This is a genomic window from Paenibacillus sp. SSG-1 (assembly GCF_002224835.1).
GTDB classification, from domain to species: domain Bacteria; phylum Bacillota; class Bacilli; order Paenibacillales; family Paenibacillaceae; genus Paenibacillus_AQ; species Paenibacillus_AQ favisporus.
Genome location: NZ_MBRK01000001.1, coordinates 4,396,541 through 4,415,286, shown reverse-complemented (window position 1 = coordinate 4,415,286; position 18,746 = coordinate 4,396,541). Strand labels below are relative to the sequence as shown.

Genomic DNA, 18,746 nt, shown 5'->3' with positions numbered 1-18,746 from the left:
TTTATCCTGAGGGGGGAGCCGTTCTCGGCGCTCGACCCGATCAGCAGGGAGCAGCTCCAAGATGAGCTTATCCGGCTGCAGCAGGAGCTGAACAAGACGATCATTTTCGTGACGCATGATATGGACGAAGCGATCAAAATCGCGGACACGATCGTGCTGATGAAGGATGGGCAAATCGTGCAGACCGGGAAACCCGAGGCGATCCTGCGCCATCCGGCGAACGATTTCGTCCGCAACTTTATCGGCCAGAAGCGACTGCAGAGCGAGAACGAGTTATCCTATGAAATTCCGCTCGTTGACGACGTCATGATTACGAATCCCGTAACGGCTTTTCCAAACCGCGGACTGGCGGAAGCGATCAAAATGATGGAGTCCAAGCGCGTAGACTCCCTGTTTATCGTGGACCGGAACAAGCAGCTGCAGGGCGCGGTTTCGATTTACCGGGTGCTGGACATGTACGGGGAAGAGGGCAAGACAGTTGCCGACGTCATGATCCCTGTCCGTTTCTCGGTTGCTTCAGGGAGTACGCTGCCCCAGGCCATTGAGCTCATGGACAGCCACCAGCTGAGCAATGTCCCCGTGGTCGACGGGAATAACCGGTTCCTGGGACTGGTAACCCGGGGCAGTGTCGTCAAGCATCTGGCCGAGGTATATCCGAACCTGGCCCCTCCGCAGCCTGCCGGAGAGGGGGAGCCGGTGTGAGTGAATTTTGGAGCTTTATCACCGAAAGGTACCCGGATATCCTGCTGGCCCTCCGGCAGCATCTGACCATCTCCTTTTCCGCGGTGATCCTCGGGACGATCGTGGCGGTCCCTATCGGCATTTTGCTGGTATACAACCGGGTTGGATGGATCAACAGCGTCGTATTTTTTATCGCCAACCTGTTCCAGACGATCCCGAGCCTGGCGCTGCTGGCCATTCTGATTCCTCTGCTTGGCATCGGCGTGAAGCCGGCGATTTTGGCGCTGCTGCTGTATTCCCTCATGCCGATTCTGCGGAACACGTACGACGGATTCCAGTCGGTGGATAAAGGCGTGCTGAATTCCGCCAAAGGCATGGGATACAGTGCAGCCCAGACGATTCTGAAAATCCAGCTTCCCTTATCGCTTCCTTATATCATGTCTGGCATACGGATCACGACGGTGTATATCATCAGCTGGGCGACGCTTGCTTCCCTGATCGGGGCCGGCGGGCTCGGGCAGCTGATCGTTTCGGGGCTTGGCGTCAACAAGCCGGAAATGATCTTTATCGGCGGCATCGGCGCAGTTGTGCTGGCTCTGGTGGCCGACGGCCTGCTGGGGCTGCTGGAAGGCTGGCTGACCCGGCGCTACCGTCAAACCCGGAGTGCTGCCGTATGACAAGGCTGACGAAGCCCTTTAGACTGATCCGAGGAGGCGTGATGAAACTGAAAACGTTCAAATTGTCGTTATTTTTGTGCTGTGCCATCCTTCTGACAGGCATCACTTCGGCCTGCGGGATCCAGCAGGATGTGGTTATCGGAACCCAAACCTACACCGAGACGAAAATTTTGGCCGAAATGTACAAGGCCTTGATTGAAGATAAAACCAATGTCAGCGTCGACATCATTCCCGACCTGGCTTCAAGCTCGATCGTCATCAATTCGATGAAAAGAAACGACATTCAAATGTCCACGCTCTATACGGGCGAAATTTTCAACAACCATTTTCCGATCAGCCAAACCAAGGACCGGGCGAAGGTGCTTGAAGAAGCCAAAGCTGGCTTTGACAAGTATTTTCATTTTACCTGGCTGGATCCATTAGGCTTTGAGAATACGTATGCCTTTACGGTCCGTAAGGATCTCGCCGATTCGAAGGGCTACCAGAAGATTTCGGATGTCAAAAAAGATATGGCGTCCATGAAGCTCGGCGTGGATACGACGTGGCTGGAACGGGAAGCGGACGGTTATCCGGCCTTTTCCAAAGCATATGGCATCAATTTCGGGCAGGTGTTCCCGATGGAGATCAGCCTCGTGTACAGCGCGGTGGCGAACCGTCAGGTCGATATCGTGCTTGCTTATTCCACGGATTCCCGCTTGAAAGCCTATCAGCTGCAGACGCTGAAGGACGACAAGCAGTTCTTCCCTCCGTACGACGCGAGTCCGGTGATCCGGACGGACATCCTCCAAAAGCATCCTGAAATCAAAGACGCCATTGCTCCGTTGATCGGGCATATCGATGCCGACACGATGATTTCGCTGAACTACCAGGTGGATATCGAGAAGAAAAGCGAGCGGGAAGTCGCGATTGCCTATTTGAAGGAGAAAGGTTTGATCAAGAGCTAGAGGAGGGTTAGCATGGACGAGAAAAAGCTAACGTTTATGGATTTCGTATCTTATGTCTCGCGGAACAGCGGGCTACTATGGGAGTATTTCATCCAGCATATTTTGATGGTGGTGATCGGACTGGGGCTTGCGATCGTCATCGGGGTACCGCTCGGTATTTTGTGCTCCAGAAGCCGCTGGGCCGCGAAGGTCATTCTGTTCATCACCAACATTCTGCAGGTTATTCCCAGTCTGGCGATGCTCGTCATCCTGATGCTGTGGCTCGGCCTGGGCATGAAGACGGTGATGGTCGGTTTGTTCCTGTATTCGCTCAACCCGATCGTGCGCAATACGTACGTCGGGCTCAAGCAGGTGGACCCGAGCTATATGGAGTCCGGCAGAGGCATCGGCATGAGTCCGTTTCAGCTGCTCTATAAGGTCCGGTTCCCTTTGGCGCTGACCTACCTGATGTCAGGGATCCGCATCGCAGCGGTCATAGCGATCGGTGTCGTGACGATTGCGCCATTGGTCGGCGGCAGTGGTCTGGGACGGGAAATTTACGCGGGCCTGAACAGCAACAACTCGCTGCGGATTTTTGCCGGGGCCATCCCTGCGGCGCTGCTGGCGATTGTGGCGGACATCGTGCTGGGCTACCTGCAGAAGAAACTGGACCTGAGCAAAAGGAAGTCGTCGGGCGCCGCCCCGGTCCCGCCTAAAATTCAGAAGGTGTGAGGAATGGAAGCAAAAGCAGCTTCGGGAATGTCCCGGGGCTGCTTTTTTTTGTGTTCCGTAACGGTGTGATAATGCATTGGAGCATCAAGGACCCTGAAACGCCAATAGCCGATGCTATGGAATCACATGGTGGAACAGGCTTGTTCTAAAAACGGGACTTTCCCACATAAACTGGTATAAAACAAGCCTCGAAAAGGGGATGAGCACAAGTGGACATGAAATCTTCCATCAAACAGCGGAGAGAAGAACGGATCCGCGATCTGCTGACCAGAGACGATTTGTCAAAAACGATGCCGATCCAGCCGCCCTCGCAGCCTTCACCATTGCCTGTACGGGACGAGCCAAGGCTGTGGAGCCGGGGCAAACTGCCCGAAAGCTACGTGCCCGAGCCCGATCCGGAGAAGCAGTGGAAAAAGGAACGTTATCAGGCCGGCGGCCCCTTCCATAGAAAGCACCACTTTGTTTCCGGCTTCATGTGGCGTGTGTTTTTCAGCGCCATCGTGTTTGCGGGAGTGTGGGGCGTGTTCCACTTTCCGATCAACCAGCCGTGGAGCGGCAAAGTGCAGAGCTTTGTCGTTCAGTCGCTGAACCGGGAAATGGATTTTCAGGCTGCGGAAGCCTGGTATGAAACATACTTCGGGAAAGCCCCCTCTTTCATCCCTATTTTCAAACAGGATCCGGTGTCCCCATTGAAAGTCGATGCGTCCAAATCGATGGTGCCGCCGATCGATGGGAAAATCGTACAGGCCTTCGCCGTCAACCTGAAAGGAGTGGAAATTGCTCCGGATGAGGTTTCAAGCACGGCGCTTCAGGTGAAAAGTGTAGAAACGGGACGTGTTATGGAAGTGTCGGATTCGCCGGAAACCGGAGTCTCGGTGACCATCCAGCACTCCGGCGGCTTGGTAGCGACATACAGCCATTTGCAGGAGACGCAGCTGCAGAAGAACGATTGGGTCGAGGCCGGAGACCCGGTCGGGTCGCTCGGACAAGGGAGTGACGGTGAAACGCCGACCTTGTTTTTTGCGGTCAAAGAAGGGGGCCATTATGTGGATCCGGCCGATGTGATCCCGATTGATTAACGTTCGCGGAATGACCCTGTCGCTGCACCCGTTTTTCGTGATCCTGATGCTGTTTTCGGTCGTTACCGGGCATTTCCTCGAGCTAATTACGCTGTTCGTCATCGTATTCATTCATGAGCTGGGACATGCCGGGGCTGCGCTGATGTACGGCGTTCGCATCCGTTCGATTCAGTTCCTCCCGTTCGGCGGGGTGGTGGAAATCGAAGATCAGGGCCGGCTGACCGCGTGGAAGGAAATCGTCATCGCGGCAGCAGGGCCTTTGCAAAACGGAATGATGATCCTGTTCGCGCTGCTCCTCCGTCTGGCCGGCTGGGGAGATGGCGCCTTTCTGTCATATGTAATTTATGGCAACGCGATGATTGCATTGTTTAATCTGCTGCCGATTTTACCCCTTGATGGAGGCAAAATATTACAGTCGGCTGCCAGCTTGTTTTTTCCTTATCACCGTACGCTTCTCTGGTCCTCGAGGATCAGCGTTGGGGCGAGCGTGATCGTCATTATATGCGCGCTGGCACCGCTTTTTCAAGGGAAGGGCAGCGTTCAGCTCAACCTGCTGTTAATCGGTATATTTCTGCTGTACTCGAACTGGGTCGACTACCGGAACCTGCCTTACCGATTTACAAGATTTCTCATGCACCGTGAATCGATGTACACCCGCTCCAGAGCGGACGGGGAACTCGCGCAGCCCATCGTTGCCGATCCGGCGAAACATTTGGACAGTATCCTGCGTCTATTAAAAAGAGAGAAATACCATCTTATTTATGTGATGAACGAGCGCGGAAAAATTATTGCCGTGCTTCCCGAGCAGCGCATTATTTCTGCTTATTTTGCGACAGATCGTACTTCGTGGATATAAATACGCAAGGAACAACGAACGTGAAAAAGGTGTGAATGCGGGCTGCTCCTAACTCAGGGATGGAGCTAATTTAAAGGAGATTTCATGGTACAATGAAAAAGATATGTCTTCTGGCAGGGGTGAAGCCATGAAACAAATGATCGTTCACATCGAACCGAAGCTGACCCAGATGGCGCTCTTGGAGGAAGGCAAGCTGGTGGAATTCGCTGCCGAGCGGAGCCAGGGGCACAGTCTGGTCGGGAGCTTTTACAAAGGGCGTGTCGTCAACGTATTGCCCGGCATGCAGGCCGCGTTTGTGGATATCGGCCAGAAAAAAAACGCCTTTTTATACGTGGACGACGTGCTGCATCCGCATTTGGAGAAGCAGCCGAAGGACAAGCCGAATATCGAATCGCTGCTGCGCGTCGGGCAGGAAATCGTCGTCCAGGTGATGAAGGAGCCGCTTGGCGGCAAAGGCCCGAGGGTGACGACGCACTATTCGCTTCCGGGCAGATGGATCGTCTATATGCCGCATGCGGATTATGTGGCCGTCTCCAAGAAGGTATACCGGGAGCATGACCGGAACCGGCTGAAGGTGCTGGGCGATTCCCTCCGGAGGAGCGGAGAGGGCGTCATCATGCGGACTGTCTCCGAGGATGAACATCCGGATGCCATCGAAGGGGATTTGAACGCGCTGCGGGAGCGGTGGCTAAGCATTCAGGAGAAGGCTGACGCCTGCGCGGCACCGTGCCTGCTGCACCGGGATCTCAGTATCGTGCAGCGGTTTATCCGCGACGTGTTTGATCCGGAGCAGGACGAGCTCTGGATTGACAGCCGGCCGGAAGCGAGAGAAGCCGAGCTGTTTCTGGAGGAGATTGCCCACGGCGGACACCGGCCCGTACGAATGCACCAGGGCCATGAGCACATTTTTAGAGCCCATGGCGTTCAAGAACAGCTGGAGCGGGATTTTGCGCGCAGGGTGACGCTGGAGAGCGGAGGCACGATCGTGCTGGATCAGACCGAGGCGCTGACGGTGGTCGACGTCAATACGGCGAAATATACCGGCGGCGGCAATTTGGAAGAGACGGTCACGAAGACCAATCTGCAGGCGGCTGAAGAAATCGCCCGGCTGATCCGTCTCCGCGACATCGGCGGCATCATTATCGTCGATTTTATCGATATGGAAGAAGAGAAGAACCGGCAGGAGGTTGTCAACCGGCTGGAGGCGGGTATGAGCCGGGATCGCACCAAGAGCCATGTCGTCGGCTGGAGCAAGCTTGGCTTGCTGGAGCTTACCCGGAAGAAAGTAAGAGAGGACACGGCTGTCATGTTTTCCAAATCATGCGAAGTATGCGGCGGAACTGGGAAAATAAACCTTCTGAGCGCGCATTGACTTATGATGGACGGATATGTTAATATCTATGAGTATGTGTCCAGTATTTATTGCTTGTCACATGCTGTAACCGCTCCGGTCGGGTTTACAAGTGCCGCTGCTTAAGACGGCGGGCCACCTGGATTAGGCGAGTCTGAGACATGAGGAGGTGCAAGCAAATGTACGCAATTATCGAGACAGGCGGTAAACAATACAAAGTTCAAGAGGGCGACGTATTGTTCATCGAGAAGCTGAACGCAGCCGATGGCGAAAGTGTAACTTTCGACCGTGTATTGGCCGTATCCGGTGACAACGGTCTGGTGGCAGGAACTCCAGTCGTAGCCGGCGCATCCGTAACCGCTAAAGTTGAGAAGCATGGTAAGGGCCAGAAGGTTGTTGTATACAAATACAAGCCTAAGAAGAACTACCACAAGAAGCAAGGTCATCGTCAGCCATACACAAAAGTTACGATCGAGAAGATCCAAGCGTAAGAAGGTGCGCTAATTGATTAACGTACGGATATTACGCCGGGAAGACGGCAAGATTCGTGGCTTTGAAGTGAAGGGGCATGCGAACTACGCGAAGGCCGGAGAAGACATCGTATGCGCCGGAGTATCGGCGGTCACGGTGGGAACGGTCAATTCGGTGGAAGCATTAACCGGAACGGTCATGGACAGCAGAATGAACAACGGTTTTCTGAGCGCGGACGTTCCTTCGATGGAGGAATCAGGCGTGCACGAACAGGTTCAGTTGCTGCTGGAATCGATGGTGGTTATGCTGAATTCCATAGCAGAATCATACGGGAAGTATATTCAAATACAAGAAGTACATTACTAACAGAAGGAGGAGACAACATGTTAAAGCTGAATCTTCAATTGTTCGCTTCGAAAAAAGGTGTTGGTTCCACAAAGAACGGACGCGACAGCCAAGCGAAACGTCTCGGCGTTAAGCGTGCTGACGGCCAAACCGTTACTGGCGGAAGCATCTTGGTTCGCCAACGCGGAACGAAAATTCATCCTGGTACGAACGTGGGCATCGGCAAAGACGACACTCTGTTTGCTAAAGTGGACGGCGTTGTGAAATTCGAACGTTGGGGCCGCGATCGCAAGAAAGTGAGCGTTTATCCTGTGGATGTCGCTCCTGTAGCGGCAGCAGTAGAAGCTTAATTGTCTGCGAACGCAGAATGAACAAGAAGCCTCCGGCAATGCTTGCCGGGGGCTCTTTTTGAATTAAAACATATTCTTGGGAGCCCCCTGCAAATCAGCTGAATATGCGTTGGAGCAAAAGCCCCACTTGGTGGGGTTATTTTGTAGGCTGTGTATTATTGATATGAACATAACTGGACAATTATGGTATACTGGGCAATGATGTTAACTATCTCATGTGTGGGACGGGGACGGGGAGTGCTATGAGATTTGGGAAGAGCATAATGGCCGCTGCGGTCATTTCAATCGTGATTCCGTTAGTATTTATATACCGTGGCGGCTCGTGGATTTGGTACATGATCCTTCCGCTGTGGATATTAGCGGTGCTTTTTCTCGGATATGCGCAGATACGCCGGAGTACTTCGCGTCATCATGATGCCGTAGTCCGCAGTCTGGAGCAGACGGCCATCCGGACGCTCAACCATCACCGCCATGACTGGATGAATGATTTGCAAATTTTGTATGGTTATATCAAGCTCGGAAAAAGTGATAAAGCGGTTCAATGTGTGGAAAGAATAAAGGAACAGATGGCTGTCGAAAGCAAAATAGCCAAGCTGGGCATTCCTTCGCTTATTTTCTACCTTCAGTCTTTTCGCAGCACCAGCAGCAATTTGGAGCTGGACGTTCACGTGGATGACCAGATGACGCTGATCAACAACCTCAGCCAGGAAGAAGGGGCCAATCTGGCCTTGGCCGTCATCCAAACGATCCGGGCATATCAATACAGCAGTAAGTCTTCGCGGGGCGAGTCCCGCAAACTGTTCCTGAGCCTTTATGAGGAAGGCTCGGAGCTGATCGTAAGGTTTGAGGAAGAAGGTTCCCTTGGGGACCCGGAACTGCTTCGGCAGCAAATATATAATGTGGTACAAGGCAAGAAAATGAAAGCAGAGCAGATCGATCCGACTCAGGCTTCATTTGAATTGCGCGTGCCGTGTGGAGCATGAGGAAGGTGAAGTCATGTTTGTAGATAAAGCGAAAGTCTATGTCAAAGGCGGCGACGGTGGTGACGGCCTGGTGGCTTTCCGCCGGGAGAAATACGTGCCGGAAGGCGGGCCTGCCGGCGGTGACGGCGGCAGGGGCGGAGATGTCATCTTCCGTGTGGACGAAGGTCTGCGCACGCTGATGGATTTCAGATACCAGCGCCATTTCAAAGCCCAACGCGGCGAGAAGGGCCGCAATAAGAGCCAGCATGGCGCAGGGGCGGAGGACATGATCGTCCGCATTCCGCCGGGTACCGTGCTGATTGACGATGATACGGGCGAAGTCATTGCCGACTTGACGCGTCATGGACAGCAGGTGGTCGTTGCCAAAGGCGGCCGCGGCGGTAGAGGCAACATCCGTTTTGCCACCCCGAACAACCCGGCTCCCGAGCTCGCCGAGCACGGGGAGGAAGGCCAGGAACGGTATGTGGTGATGGAGCTGAAAGTGATGGCCGACGTCGGTCTGGTCGGCTTCCCGAGCGTAGGGAAGTCCACGCTCTTGTCGGTCGTTTCCGGTGCGAGACCTAAAATCGGGGCGTACCATTTTACGACGATTACGCCGAACCTCGGCGTCGTGGAGGTCGCGGAAGGCCGGAGCTTCGTCATGGCCGATCTGCCGGGATTGATCGAGGGTGCTCATGAAGGGGTCGGCCTCGGGCATGAGTTTCTCCGCCACGTGGAACGGACCCGCGTCATTATCCATGTGGTGGATATGGCGGGATCCGAGGGACGGGATCCATACGAGGACTGGGTCAAAATTAACGACGAGCTGAAGCTGTACAACGCTACCCTGGCCGAGCGGCCGCAGATCGTAGCAGCGAACAAAATGGATATGCCGGAAGCGGAGGACAACTTGGCCGAATTCCGTGAAAAAGTCGCCAAGGACAGACCTGATCTGGAGATCATGCCGATCTCCTCGCTGACCCGGCAAGGCGTTCAGGAGCTGCTCTACCGTGCGGCAGATCTGCTGGAGCAGATTCCTGTGGAAGCCGCGCTGGAAGAAGTACCCGAAATCACCGAACGAAAAGTGTACAAGCTGGATAAGACCGAGGACAACTCGTTCACCATTACGAGAGACAACGAGGCTTATGTGGTCCACAGTGTCAAAATTGAGCGCCTGCTCAAACGCATGCAGATGAACTCGCATGAAGCGATTCTGAAACTTGCGCGGACGATGCGCCATATGGGGATCGACGATGAGCTTCGCAAACGCGGTGCCGTTGAGGGCACCATTGTGAGAATCGGCGATTTTGAATTCGAGTTTGTAGAAGGCAGCAGCTACTATTAAACATACAAGAACCGGACACCGTATATTTCGTATACGGCGTCCGGTTTTTTGTTGCAGCCCCTTTTGTTTCTGACATTTTACGTTAACATGGCGGGCAATTTTTTGTATGATGGAGATTAAAAAGGCGTCGGACTATTGACCGTCAGGCAAGGGTTCCTATATAATGTCCACTATATGAATACATCAGTCTTTGAGGAGAGGACGTTCGTGAAAGAACGCTATTATTTGGTCCGGGAAGACATTTTGCCGGAAGCCGTTGTCAAGACGATGCAGGTGAAACAGCTGCTAGCGGCCGGGGACGCGAAGACGGTTCATGAAGCCGTGGAACAAGTCGGGCTGAGCCGCAGCGCTTTTTATAAATACAAAGATGGAATCCACCTGATCAACCAGCTGGAGCGCGAGCGGATCGTGACGATTTCCATCGATATGGAGCACCGGGCGGGCATGCTGTCGAAGGTGCTGAGCACGGTGGCCGGTTATGGCGGAAACGTGCTGACGATCCACCAGAGCATTCCTTTGCAGGGGATGGCGAACGTGGTGATATCCGTCGAAGTGACGCGGCTTGGCGACGAGCTTGGGGACATGCTGGAAGGCATGCGCGACGTAGCGGGAGTCAAACGGGCGAATTTGATCGGACAGGGGTAAGTCCGTGCCTGGTGTCATAGAAGACAAAGAATGTTATTTGGAGATTCACGGGAGGTATGAGAATGAAGCCGGTTAAAGTTGGATTGTTGGGTCTGGGCACGGTCGGTACGGGGGTCGTCAGGATCGTGGAAGGCCATCAGGAGGATTTGAGCAGCCAGGTGGGCTCTCCGGTCGTCATCGAAAGGATCGCGGTGAAGAACTCCGGAAAAACGCGCAGTGTGGCCGTTGATCAAGGCAAATTGACAGAAGATCCGTGGGATGTCATCCGTGACCCGGAAATCGACGTCATCGTCGAAGTGATGGGCGGTATTGATGAGACGAAGTCCTACATTTTGGAGGCGCTGGAGCGCGGCAAGCATATCGTCACAGCCAACAAGGACCTGATGGCGCTGCACGGAGCGGAGATTTTGGCCAAGGCTCAGGAGAAGCAGTGCGACGTTTTCTACGAGGCGAGTGTGGCGGGAGGCATTCCGATTATCCGGACGCTGATCGAAGGATTTTCTTCAGACCGCATCTTGAAAATCATGGGGATCGTGAACGGCACCACCAACTATATTTTGAGCAAAATGAGCCAGGAAGGCGCGTCCTATGAGGATGTGCTGGAAGAAGCACAAAAACTGGGCTATGCCGAAGCCGACCCGACCTCCGATGTCGAAGGCTTGGACGCCGCTCGCAAGATGGCGATTCTGGGCACGCTCGGCTTCCGCTCCAACATCGAGCTGAAGGACGTCAGCGTGCGCGGCATCTCGCAGGTGACCAAGGAAGACATTACGTATGCCAAACGCCTTGGCTACGAAATGAAGCTGCTTGGCACTGCTGACCGGCAGGACGATCATTTCAGCATCAGCGTTCAGCCGACAATGGTGCGCAAAGGGCACCCGATCGCCGCTGTGAACGGCGTCTTCAATGCCGTATACGTGTACGGTGAAGCGGTCGGCGAGACGATGTTCTACGGCGCTGGCGCCGGTGAAATGCCGACGGCTACCTCCGTTGTGGCTGACCTGATGGCTGTCATCAAAAACCTTAGACTGGGCGTCAACGGCCTGAAAGCGATCGTTCCTTACAAGCCGAAGAAGCTGAAGACCGATGAACAGATCAGTTACAAAAACTTTATCCTGCTTCATGTTGACGACAAAGCCGGTGTTCTCGCCAAAATTACGCAGGTGTTCGCCGAATTCGGAGTCAGCCTGGAATCGGTCGTACAGCAGCCGAACGAGCACAATCCCGAAGCGGAGATCATCATCGTGACACATCAAGCCAACAAAGCGAGCATGGATAAGGTGCTTCAGCATTTTGAAGGGCTGGACGTCATCCGCAGAATCAAGAGCGTATACCGGGTTGAGGGGTAACCCCGCCCATTCAAATAACTACCTCGAATACAGAAAAGGAGTTTTACGATGCCATACCAAGGTTTACTGCAAACGTACAAGGAATATTTACCCGTGAACGACAATACGCCTCTCCTGACGCTGAAGGAAGGCAACACCCCGCTGATCCGCGCCGAAAATTTGTCAGAGGAGCTTGGACTCGATCTTTATTTTAAATATGAAGGGCTGAATCCGACCGGTTCGTTCAAAGACCGCGGCATGGTCATGGCTGTTGCTAAGGCTATGGAGGAAGGCAGCCGTACGATCATGTGTGCCTCCACGGGCAACACCTCGGCTGCAGCGGCGGCCTACGCGGCGCGCGGCGGCTTGAACTGCATCGTTCTCATCCCGAACAACAACATTGCCCTCGGCAAGCTGGCACAGGCCATGATTTACGGTGCCAAGGTCATTGCCATTGAAGGCAACTTTGACCGTGCCCTGGAGATCGTGCGCGACATTACGGCCAAGCATCCGATCACGCTTGTAAACTCCGTCAACCCTTTCCGCATTGAAGGGCAAAAGACGGCCGCATTCGAAGTGGTGGACCAGCTGGGCAAATCGCCGGACGTACTGGCCATTCCTGTAGGCAACGCAGGCAATATCTCCGCGTACTGGAAAGGCTTCAAGGAATACCACGCAGCCGGCAAAGCCTCCTCGCTGCCGCGCATGGTCGGCTTCGAAGCCGAAGGCGCGATGGCTATCGTAAAGGGCGAGCCGATTCTCGAGCCGGAAACGGTCGCAACCGCCATCCGGATCGGCAACCCAGCCAGTTGGAAGACCGCTGTTGCTGCGGCGGAGGAATCCAACGGTCAGATCAATTACGTCACTGACGAAGAGATTCTGAGCGCATACCGCACCATTGCCGCACGTGAGGGCGTTTTTGCCGAGCCGGCTTCCGCCGCATCGGTAGCAGGGGTGTACAAGCTGAAGCGCGAAGGATTTTTCAAAGGTGGGGAGACTGTTGTCTGCGTCCTGACCGGGAACGGACTGAAGGACCCGAACGTGGCGCTGAAAACGGTCAACGCTGAGCCTATCGTCGTTCCGGATACGGAGGAAGCCGTTATGGAGGCGATCGCGAAGCTGGAAGAGGAGCGGGTATGATTCAGCCTGACGGGGTACGGGTGAAAATTCCTGCCAGTACCGCGAATCTCGGGCCGGGCTTTGACACGCTGGGTATGGCCTTGTCGCTGTACGCCTGGATCGAGATGAAGGAAGCGGAGCAGACCGTATTTCATTTGTACGGAGACGAAATGCAGGGAATTCCCCGGGATAAAAGCAATCTTTTGTATCAAGTCGCGCAGCAGGTGTTCGAGCGGGCGGGAGTTCAAGTCCCCGAACTCGAAATATCCATGTATTCCGACATCCCCTTGACCCGTGGGCTGGGAAGCAGCGCCACGGCGATTGTCGGCGCATTGGCTGCGGCCAACGCACTCATCGGGTCACCGCTGAGCAAAGCGGAGTTGTTTGATATGGCCACAGGGATCGAGGACCATCCTGATAATGTCGGGGCTTCTCTGTATGGCGGCATCATAACAGCGATTTGGGACGGTGTTCATGCCGAATGCATCCGCTTCGATCCGCCTGAAGATATGGAAGTGCTGGTCGTCGTCCCGGATTTTGAGCTGCAGACTTCGGAATCCAGGAAAGTTTTACCAGATCATATCAGCCGTAAGGATGCAGTGTATAATGTAAGTCGGGCCTCTTTTTTGGTCGGAGCGCTGGCCAGCGGCCGGATGGACCTCATCGGTAAAGCCATGTCGGACCGTCTGCACCAGCCGTACCGGGCTCCCCTCATTCCGGGCATGACCCGGATTTTGGAGGAAGCGGGGAATCACGGCGCGCTTGGGGTGGCGCTGAGCGGTGCGGGTCCCACGCTGCTCGCTTTGGTGGACCGCCAACAATCCAGAAAGAACGAACTGGAAGCCTTCCTCCTGAATACGATGAGGGCTGAGGGCATCAACGCATCCGCCAAATGGCTGCTTCCCGACGTGGAAGGAGTCGTTGAGATTTCCGGGATGCCGTCCCGTTCATTTATGGATATGGTAAAGGGGAAGTAAGCGCATGAAACGAATTGCATTATTGCCGGAAGGGTCGGTGTCGCACGAGGCCGTCGCGTATTTGCTCGGGGATGAGCCGGTGGAGCTGGTCTATCATAAGCTGATTTCCGACGTATTTTTGTCGACGGCTCAGGGAAAAACCGATTACAGCGTCATTCCGATCGAGAACACGATTGAGGGCTCGGTAAGCCTGCATATGGACTGGTTGGTGAATGAAGTCGACATTCCGATGCGGGTGGAGTGGGTCTATCCGTCGATCCAGAATTTGATCGGTGACCGCCAGGAGTTTATGTCCGAGGCAGGGGAGATCGATTACAGCCGGATTGAGAAAATTTTGTCTCATCCTGTAGCCACGGCTCAGTGCCAGCAGTTTATCCGCCAGCATGCTCCGCAGGCCGAGCTGATCAACGCAGGCAGTACAACCGAAGCCGTAGGCATCGTCAAAGCCAATCCGGGCAAAGGCTGGGCCGCCATCGGCACAACACTCGGAGCGGCTACTCACGGGCTCGACGTTCTGGCCAAACGCATTACCGATCATGACAACAATTTTACCCGGTTCGTACTGATCGGCCATCAGGAACTTCCGCCGCTCAACCGGCCGGTTGAACAGCAAAAAACGAGCGTGCTGGTGACGCTGCCCGAGGATTTTGCGGGAGCGCTGCATCAGGTGCTTGCAGCCTTTGCTTGGAGGCGTTTGAATTTGTCGCGGATTGAATCCAGACCAACCAAGAAAAAGCTGGGAAGCTATTACTTTTATATCGATGTGCTCGAATCCGTGGATTCGGTGCTGCTGACGGCGGCCTTCGGCGAGATCGAAGCGCTGGGCTGTCAGGTACGCGTGCTGGGATCTTACCCGAGCTTTACTTATCAGGATCAGGAACAAAATTCGGAGGTGCGGTAACAGATGTCAGAACAATGGATTTACTTAGATGGAGAATTTGTAACGAAAGAAAACGCGAAAGTTTCGGTGTTTGATCACGGCTTCCTGTATGGGGACGGCATTTTTGAAGGAATCCGAATCTATGAGGGCAACATTTTCAAATGCAAAGAGCACTTGGACCGCCTGTATGATTCCGCCAAATCGATCGATTTGGTCATCCCGCTGTCCTTCGAGGAAATGCGCGACGCCATGGCGGAAACGATTCGCCGGAATGATATGCGCAACGGGTATATCCGTTTGATCGTATCTCGCGGTGTGGGGAACCTGGGCCTGGATCCTAGACGCTGCCCGAAGCCAACCGTTCTTATTATTGTGGAGCAGCTGGCGATTTATTCGGAGGAAGCCTATTTGAACGGACTGAGAGCGGTCTCGGTATCGCAGCGCCGCAACCTGCCTGATGCACTGAATCCGAAGATTAAGTCCCTGAACTACCTGAACAACATTTTGGTCAAAATCCAGTCGAATTTCGCGGAAGCAGACGAGGCAATCATGCTGAACGCGCAGGGATATGTGACCGAAGGCTCGGGCGACAACATTTTCCTCGTTAAAAACGGTGTCGTCTACACTCCTCCTTGCTACCTTGGAGCGCTGGAAGGCATTACGCGCATGGCGATTATCGAGCTCTGTGAGAAGCTGGGCTACAAGCTGAAGGAAGAACCGTTCAGCATGCACGATGTGTACATTGCCGACGAAGTATTCTTTACCGGAACCGCTGCCGAAGTCATCGCCGCCCGCGAAATCGACGGACGGGTCATCGGACAGGGACAGGCTGGACCGGTCACTTTGAAGCTTCTTGAAGAATTCCGGAAAATCGTTACGCAGGACGGCTACAAAGTTTGGGAATCCTGATTCCGACAGCCTTTTTATGACCTGTTTTTCTCTAAAATCCTTTCACGATCTTCTTCGTGGAAGGATTTTTTTGTCTAAAGGGATGTCATCCGCCTATCCCCTGCATAAGATGTAGTAACGAATGGAGGCGAACCCCACGCCTACAAGAAGTTTAGGAGGTATTTGCCGCGTGAAAATACACATGGTCAAAAGTGGCGACACATTATATGAGCTTTCGAAAAAATACGGCGTTCCTTTGCAAAAAATTATCGATGCCAACCCGCAAATCTCGGATCCAAACCAGCTAACGGTCGGACAGAAAGTCAAAATTCCTGCGGAACCGATACAGGTTCCAAACAACGATCAAATCATCCATAAGCATGTCGTCAAGCAGGGAGACAGCCTTTGGAAATTGTCCAAAGCCTGGGGTGTGACGCTCAAGGATATGATCGACGCCAACCCGCAGCTCAAAAATCCGAACGCGCTCCTTGTGGGGGAAGTGGTCAACATTCCTAAAGTCGGTGGCGTCACAGCCGAGAGTGTAGACGGGAATGCGAATGCCAAAACGATCCCCGGCAACAAAACATATACCGGTCCCAAAGAAGAACTGACGGCACCGATTGAGGAGAATGTGGAGCCGGAAGAGGCGGAAAAACCGAATAAAGAAGAGCTTACCGCGCCTATGGAAGAAAATAAGGAAGAGAACAATGCCCAGGTGCTGCCGCAGCAGCTTCCCGAGCTGCCGAACATACCGTCTCCACCCCCGCTCCCCAACCTGTCGATGAACCAGGAAATGCCGGAAATGACCTCGCCGAATTACACCTTTCCAAACGTGATGCCCATAGCGGAAAACCAGCCTAACGTCATGCCTGCTGCCGAAAACCAGCCCAATGTGATGCCTATCATGGAGAACCAACCTAATATCATGCCTGCGGTGGAAAATCAACCGAACGTGATGCCGGCAGCCGAGAAGAAGCCGACCTACAGCAAAGAGACCATTTACAGCGAAGTTACGCATAACCTCTTTATTCAGTACCCGGGTCCCGTGCACGAAGTGGCTTCCTATCACGACATGCCGAATGCCGAGAACGCAAACCTGCAGCACGCCATGCAAGAAAACAAGCAGAAAACACCTTATTATCCGGGAATCGTTCAGGGTACCGAGTATGAACCGGGTCCCAACGCTTATCCGACAGGTGTGTCCCCTGCCTATGCGCCGCATTGGGAAAATCACGAGCATCCGGTCGCTTATGAGCCCATCCATGTGGGGCCGGCCCATTACCAGCCAAATGAGGCGTTTCCGCACAGTGTAGAGCCGGCGTTTTATCATCCGGTACACGCTGGAATTGCGCCGTATAGTCCATGTGGGTGCCAAGGAGTGGTATCCCCGTATTCGGGAGTAGATCCATTCTACGCTCAGCCTTATAGTGAGCCGATAGCAGCATATCCAAACGCGAATGCCATGTTTCCGAATACTCAAGTAAGTCCGGCAGCAGCCTATCCGAACCAAATGCCAATGGTATCCCCGGCCGAAGCTTATCCGAACCAAATGCCAATGGTATCCCCGGCAGAAGCTTATCCGAATCAAATGCCGATGGTATCCCCGGCAGCGGCCTATCCAAATCAAATGCCGATGGTATCTCCGGCCGAAGCTTATCCGAACCAAATGCCAATGGTATCCCCGGCAGCGGCCTATCCAAACCAAATGCCGATGGTATCTCCGGCGGAAGCTTATCCGAATTACGCACCGATGACTCATTATCCAGAAGTGGATCCGGCATACGCCTATCCGCATCATGCTTATCCCACTCCATATGATTGGTGCTACCCGTCACCTTATGGAATGGGGTTTCCCTCGACGCTGGGAGCCTATGAGCATGCAGGGCCCAACGCCCCTTTTGTAGGGGCCGCCGAGAACGCGGCGTACTGGGACCGTAACCCGGCGCCTGCCTACCCAGCCCCGATTGGGGAAGAGACACAAGCGACAGCTACCATCAATGAGGCGGCGGTCCATGAGACATCCGAGGTAGAGGATTCTGAGCCTGCGGCTGATGAGACTACATCCAAGACGGTAAAAACGCTCAGCGACCCGAAGGATAAAGCGAAGGTTAATAAATCGAAAGCTCCCGCCGCCAAAAAGGAAAGAAAAAGCACAGCTGCTGACAGACCGCGTAAAAACCCATGGATTAATGGATGATAGCAGGTCAATATGAGCAGAAGCAGGCATTTCGAGGTGATCGCCGGAATGCCTGCTTCTAATTGAATTCAAGGTTCGTATCATTTGTAACCATTCTTCAGCAAGAGCATTTCCGATGGCAGTTTGAACTCTATGAATGCTGTATTAATTTTATAAAAGAACTAGTATGAATATATGAAAAAGATGCTTGAAATATGCTAGAATTTATTTTGTTGTGGGTAAAAGTATAGTATGAAGATTCGATGGAATATTTTGTGTGTTGCGGCAGTAGTGAGAACTGTGATAAATTATAAGTCCGGCCGAGTTAACGAGTTAGCAGGTCGGGGAAAATGAGATTTGATAGAAAAAACTTCTTCAAAAAAAGTCTTGTAAATCTATCGAGTCTGTGATATATTATAAGAGTTGCTGCTGAAACACTGAGCGGTAACGAAACGAAGTTTGATCTTTGAAAACTGAACAACGAGTGAGTATAAACGCGATGGTCTTATGACCGGAGCGATTGAGATTAAATCAATCTCGTCAGATTCAAAATGAGCTACAAACTTTCTTGGAGAGTTTGATCCTGGCTCAGGACGAACGCTGGCGGCGTGCCTAATACATGCAAGTCGAGCGGACTTGATGGAGAGCTTGCTCTCCTGATGGTTAGCGGCGGACGGGTGAGTAACACGTAGGCAACCTGCCTGCAAGACCGGGATAACCCACGGAAACGTGAGCTAATACCGGATATCTCATCTCCTCTCCTGAGGGGATGATGAAAGACGGAGCAATCTGTCACTTGCGGATGGGCCTGCGGCGCATTAGCTAGTTGGTGAGGTAACGGCTCACCAAGGCGACGATGCGTAGCCGACCTGAGAGGGTGAACGGCCACACTGGGACTGAGACACGGCCCAGACTCCTACGGGAGGCAGCAGTAGGGAATCTTCCGCAATGGGCGAAAGCC

General features: G+C 53.6%; 19 protein-coding genes, 1 rRNA gene and 1 other annotated feature (1 of these 21 cut by a window edge). All 20 genes read left to right on the top strand.

Translation table 11 applies throughout. The features are described from left to right. On the top strand, nucleotides 1–702 hold a 702-nt coding region (locus BCV73_RS35875), incomplete at its 5' end, for a CBS domain-containing protein (protein ID WP_256992922.1). After that, nucleotides 699–1,358, top strand: a complete 660-nt coding sequence (locus BCV73_RS20505) for an ABC transporter permease (RefSeq protein WP_076174404.1) — start codon at nucleotides 699–701, stop codon at nucleotides 1,356–1,358. The genes BCV73_RS35875 and BCV73_RS20505, both read left to right, overlap by 4 nt. A gap of 41 nt (nucleotides 1,359–1,399) precedes the next feature. Beyond that, complete coding sequence (locus BCV73_RS20500; RefSeq protein ID WP_089548369.1) at nucleotides 1,400–2,302, top strand: osmoprotectant ABC transporter substrate-binding protein; 903 nt, start codon at nucleotides 1,400–1,402, stop codon at nucleotides 2,300–2,302. 12 nt (nucleotides 2,303–2,314) lie between these two features. After that, nucleotides 2,315–3,013: an ABC transporter permease gene (locus tag BCV73_RS20495; RefSeq protein WP_076174406.1), complete on the top strand. Its 699-nt coding sequence runs from the start codon at nucleotides 2,315–2,317 to the stop codon at nucleotides 3,011–3,013. Between the two features lie 215 nt (nucleotides 3,014–3,228). Then, nucleotides 3,229–4,092 carry a M23 family metallopeptidase gene (locus BCV73_RS20490; protein WP_256993157.1) on the top strand — a complete coding sequence of 288 codons (864 nt, stop codon included), beginning with the start codon at nucleotides 3,229–3,231 and terminating at the stop codon, nucleotides 4,090–4,092. Next, the gene (locus tag BCV73_RS20485) at nucleotides 4,085–4,948 is read left to right on the top strand and encodes a M50 family metallopeptidase (protein ID WP_089548367.1); all 864 of its coding nucleotides are present in this window, start codon (nucleotides 4,085–4,087) and stop codon (nucleotides 4,946–4,948) included. The genes BCV73_RS20490 and BCV73_RS20485 overlap by 8 nt, the downstream gene beginning before the upstream one ends. Before the next feature lie 127 nt (nucleotides 4,949–5,075). Beyond that, complete coding sequence (locus tag BCV73_RS20480) at nucleotides 5,076–6,320, top strand: Rne/Rng family ribonuclease (protein ID WP_076174413.1); 1,245 nt, start codon at nucleotides 5,076–5,078, stop codon at nucleotides 6,318–6,320. Nucleotides 6,321–6,378: 58 nt separating this feature from the next. Continuing rightward, nucleotides 6,379–6,465, top strand: a sequence feature (ribosomal protein L21 leader region). Nucleotides 6,466–6,478: 13 nt separating this feature from the next. Further along, complete coding sequence (rplU, locus tag BCV73_RS20475; RefSeq protein WP_076174416.1) at nucleotides 6,479–6,790, top strand: 50S ribosomal protein L21; 312 nt, start codon at nucleotides 6,479–6,481, stop codon at nucleotides 6,788–6,790. A 13-nt stretch (nucleotides 6,791–6,803) separates the two neighbouring features. Beyond that, a complete protein-coding gene (locus tag BCV73_RS20470) occupies nucleotides 6,804–7,136 on the top strand; it encodes a ribosomal-processing cysteine protease Prp (RefSeq protein WP_076174419.1) in 333 nt (110 codons plus the stop codon). A gap of 17 nt (nucleotides 7,137–7,153) precedes the next feature. After that, nucleotides 7,154–7,465, top strand: coding sequence for a 50S ribosomal protein L27 (rpmA, locus tag BCV73_RS20465; RefSeq protein WP_076174421.1), 312 nt, complete (start codon nucleotides 7,154–7,156; stop codon nucleotides 7,463–7,465). 287 nt (nucleotides 7,466–7,752) lie between these two features. Further along, nucleotides 7,753–8,448, top strand: coding sequence for a Spo0B domain-containing protein (locus BCV73_RS20460; RefSeq protein WP_218828162.1), 696 nt, complete (start codon nucleotides 7,753–7,755; stop codon nucleotides 8,446–8,448). Between the two features lie 13 nt (nucleotides 8,449–8,461). Further along, nucleotides 8,462–9,772 (top strand): GTPase ObgE, encoded by a 1,311-nt coding sequence (gene obgE / locus BCV73_RS20455; RefSeq protein ID WP_089548366.1) that lies wholly within the window; start codon nucleotides 8,462–8,464, stop codon nucleotides 9,770–9,772. Between the two features lie 207 nt (nucleotides 9,773–9,979). Next, nucleotides 9,980–10,417: an ACT domain-containing protein gene (locus BCV73_RS20450; RefSeq protein WP_076174428.1), complete on the top strand. Its 438-nt coding sequence runs from the start codon at nucleotides 9,980–9,982 to the stop codon at nucleotides 10,415–10,417. Nucleotides 10,418–10,479: 62 nt separating this feature from the next. Then, nucleotides 10,480–11,766 (top strand): homoserine dehydrogenase, encoded by a 1,287-nt coding sequence (locus tag BCV73_RS20445; protein WP_089548365.1) that lies wholly within the window; start codon nucleotides 10,480–10,482, stop codon nucleotides 11,764–11,766. Between the two features lie 48 nt (nucleotides 11,767–11,814). After that, on the top strand, nucleotides 11,815–12,885 hold the full coding sequence (gene thrC / locus BCV73_RS20440) for a threonine synthase (RefSeq protein WP_089548364.1): 1,071 nt from the start codon (nucleotides 11,815–11,817) through the stop codon (nucleotides 12,883–12,885). Continuing rightward, nucleotides 12,882–13,841 (top strand): homoserine kinase, encoded by a 960-nt coding sequence (thrB, locus tag BCV73_RS20435; RefSeq protein ID WP_089548363.1) that lies wholly within the window; start codon nucleotides 12,882–12,884, stop codon nucleotides 13,839–13,841. Before thrC ends, thrB begins: the two co-directional genes overlap by 4 nt. A 4-nt stretch (nucleotides 13,842–13,845) precedes the next feature. After that, nucleotides 13,846–14,742 carry a prephenate dehydratase gene (gene pheA / locus BCV73_RS20430; protein WP_089548362.1) on the top strand — a complete coding sequence of 299 codons (897 nt, stop codon included), beginning with the start codon at nucleotides 13,846–13,848 and terminating at the stop codon, nucleotides 14,740–14,742. Nucleotides 14,743–14,745: 3 nt separating this feature from the next. Next, on the top strand, nucleotides 14,746–15,630 hold the full coding sequence (gene ilvE, locus BCV73_RS20425; protein ID WP_076174439.1) for a branched-chain-amino-acid transaminase: 885 nt from the start codon (nucleotides 14,746–14,748) through the stop codon (nucleotides 15,628–15,630). A 169-nt stretch (nucleotides 15,631–15,799) separates the two neighbouring features. Next, nucleotides 15,800–17,806: a LysM peptidoglycan-binding domain-containing protein gene (locus BCV73_RS20420; RefSeq protein WP_179232037.1), complete on the top strand. Its 2,007-nt coding sequence runs from the start codon at nucleotides 15,800–15,802 to the stop codon at nucleotides 17,804–17,806. 544 nt (nucleotides 17,807–18,350) lie between these two features. Continuing rightward, nucleotides 18,351–18,746: ribosomal RNA gene (locus BCV73_RS20415) — 16S ribosomal RNA — on the top strand (it continues 1,157 nt past the right edge of the window).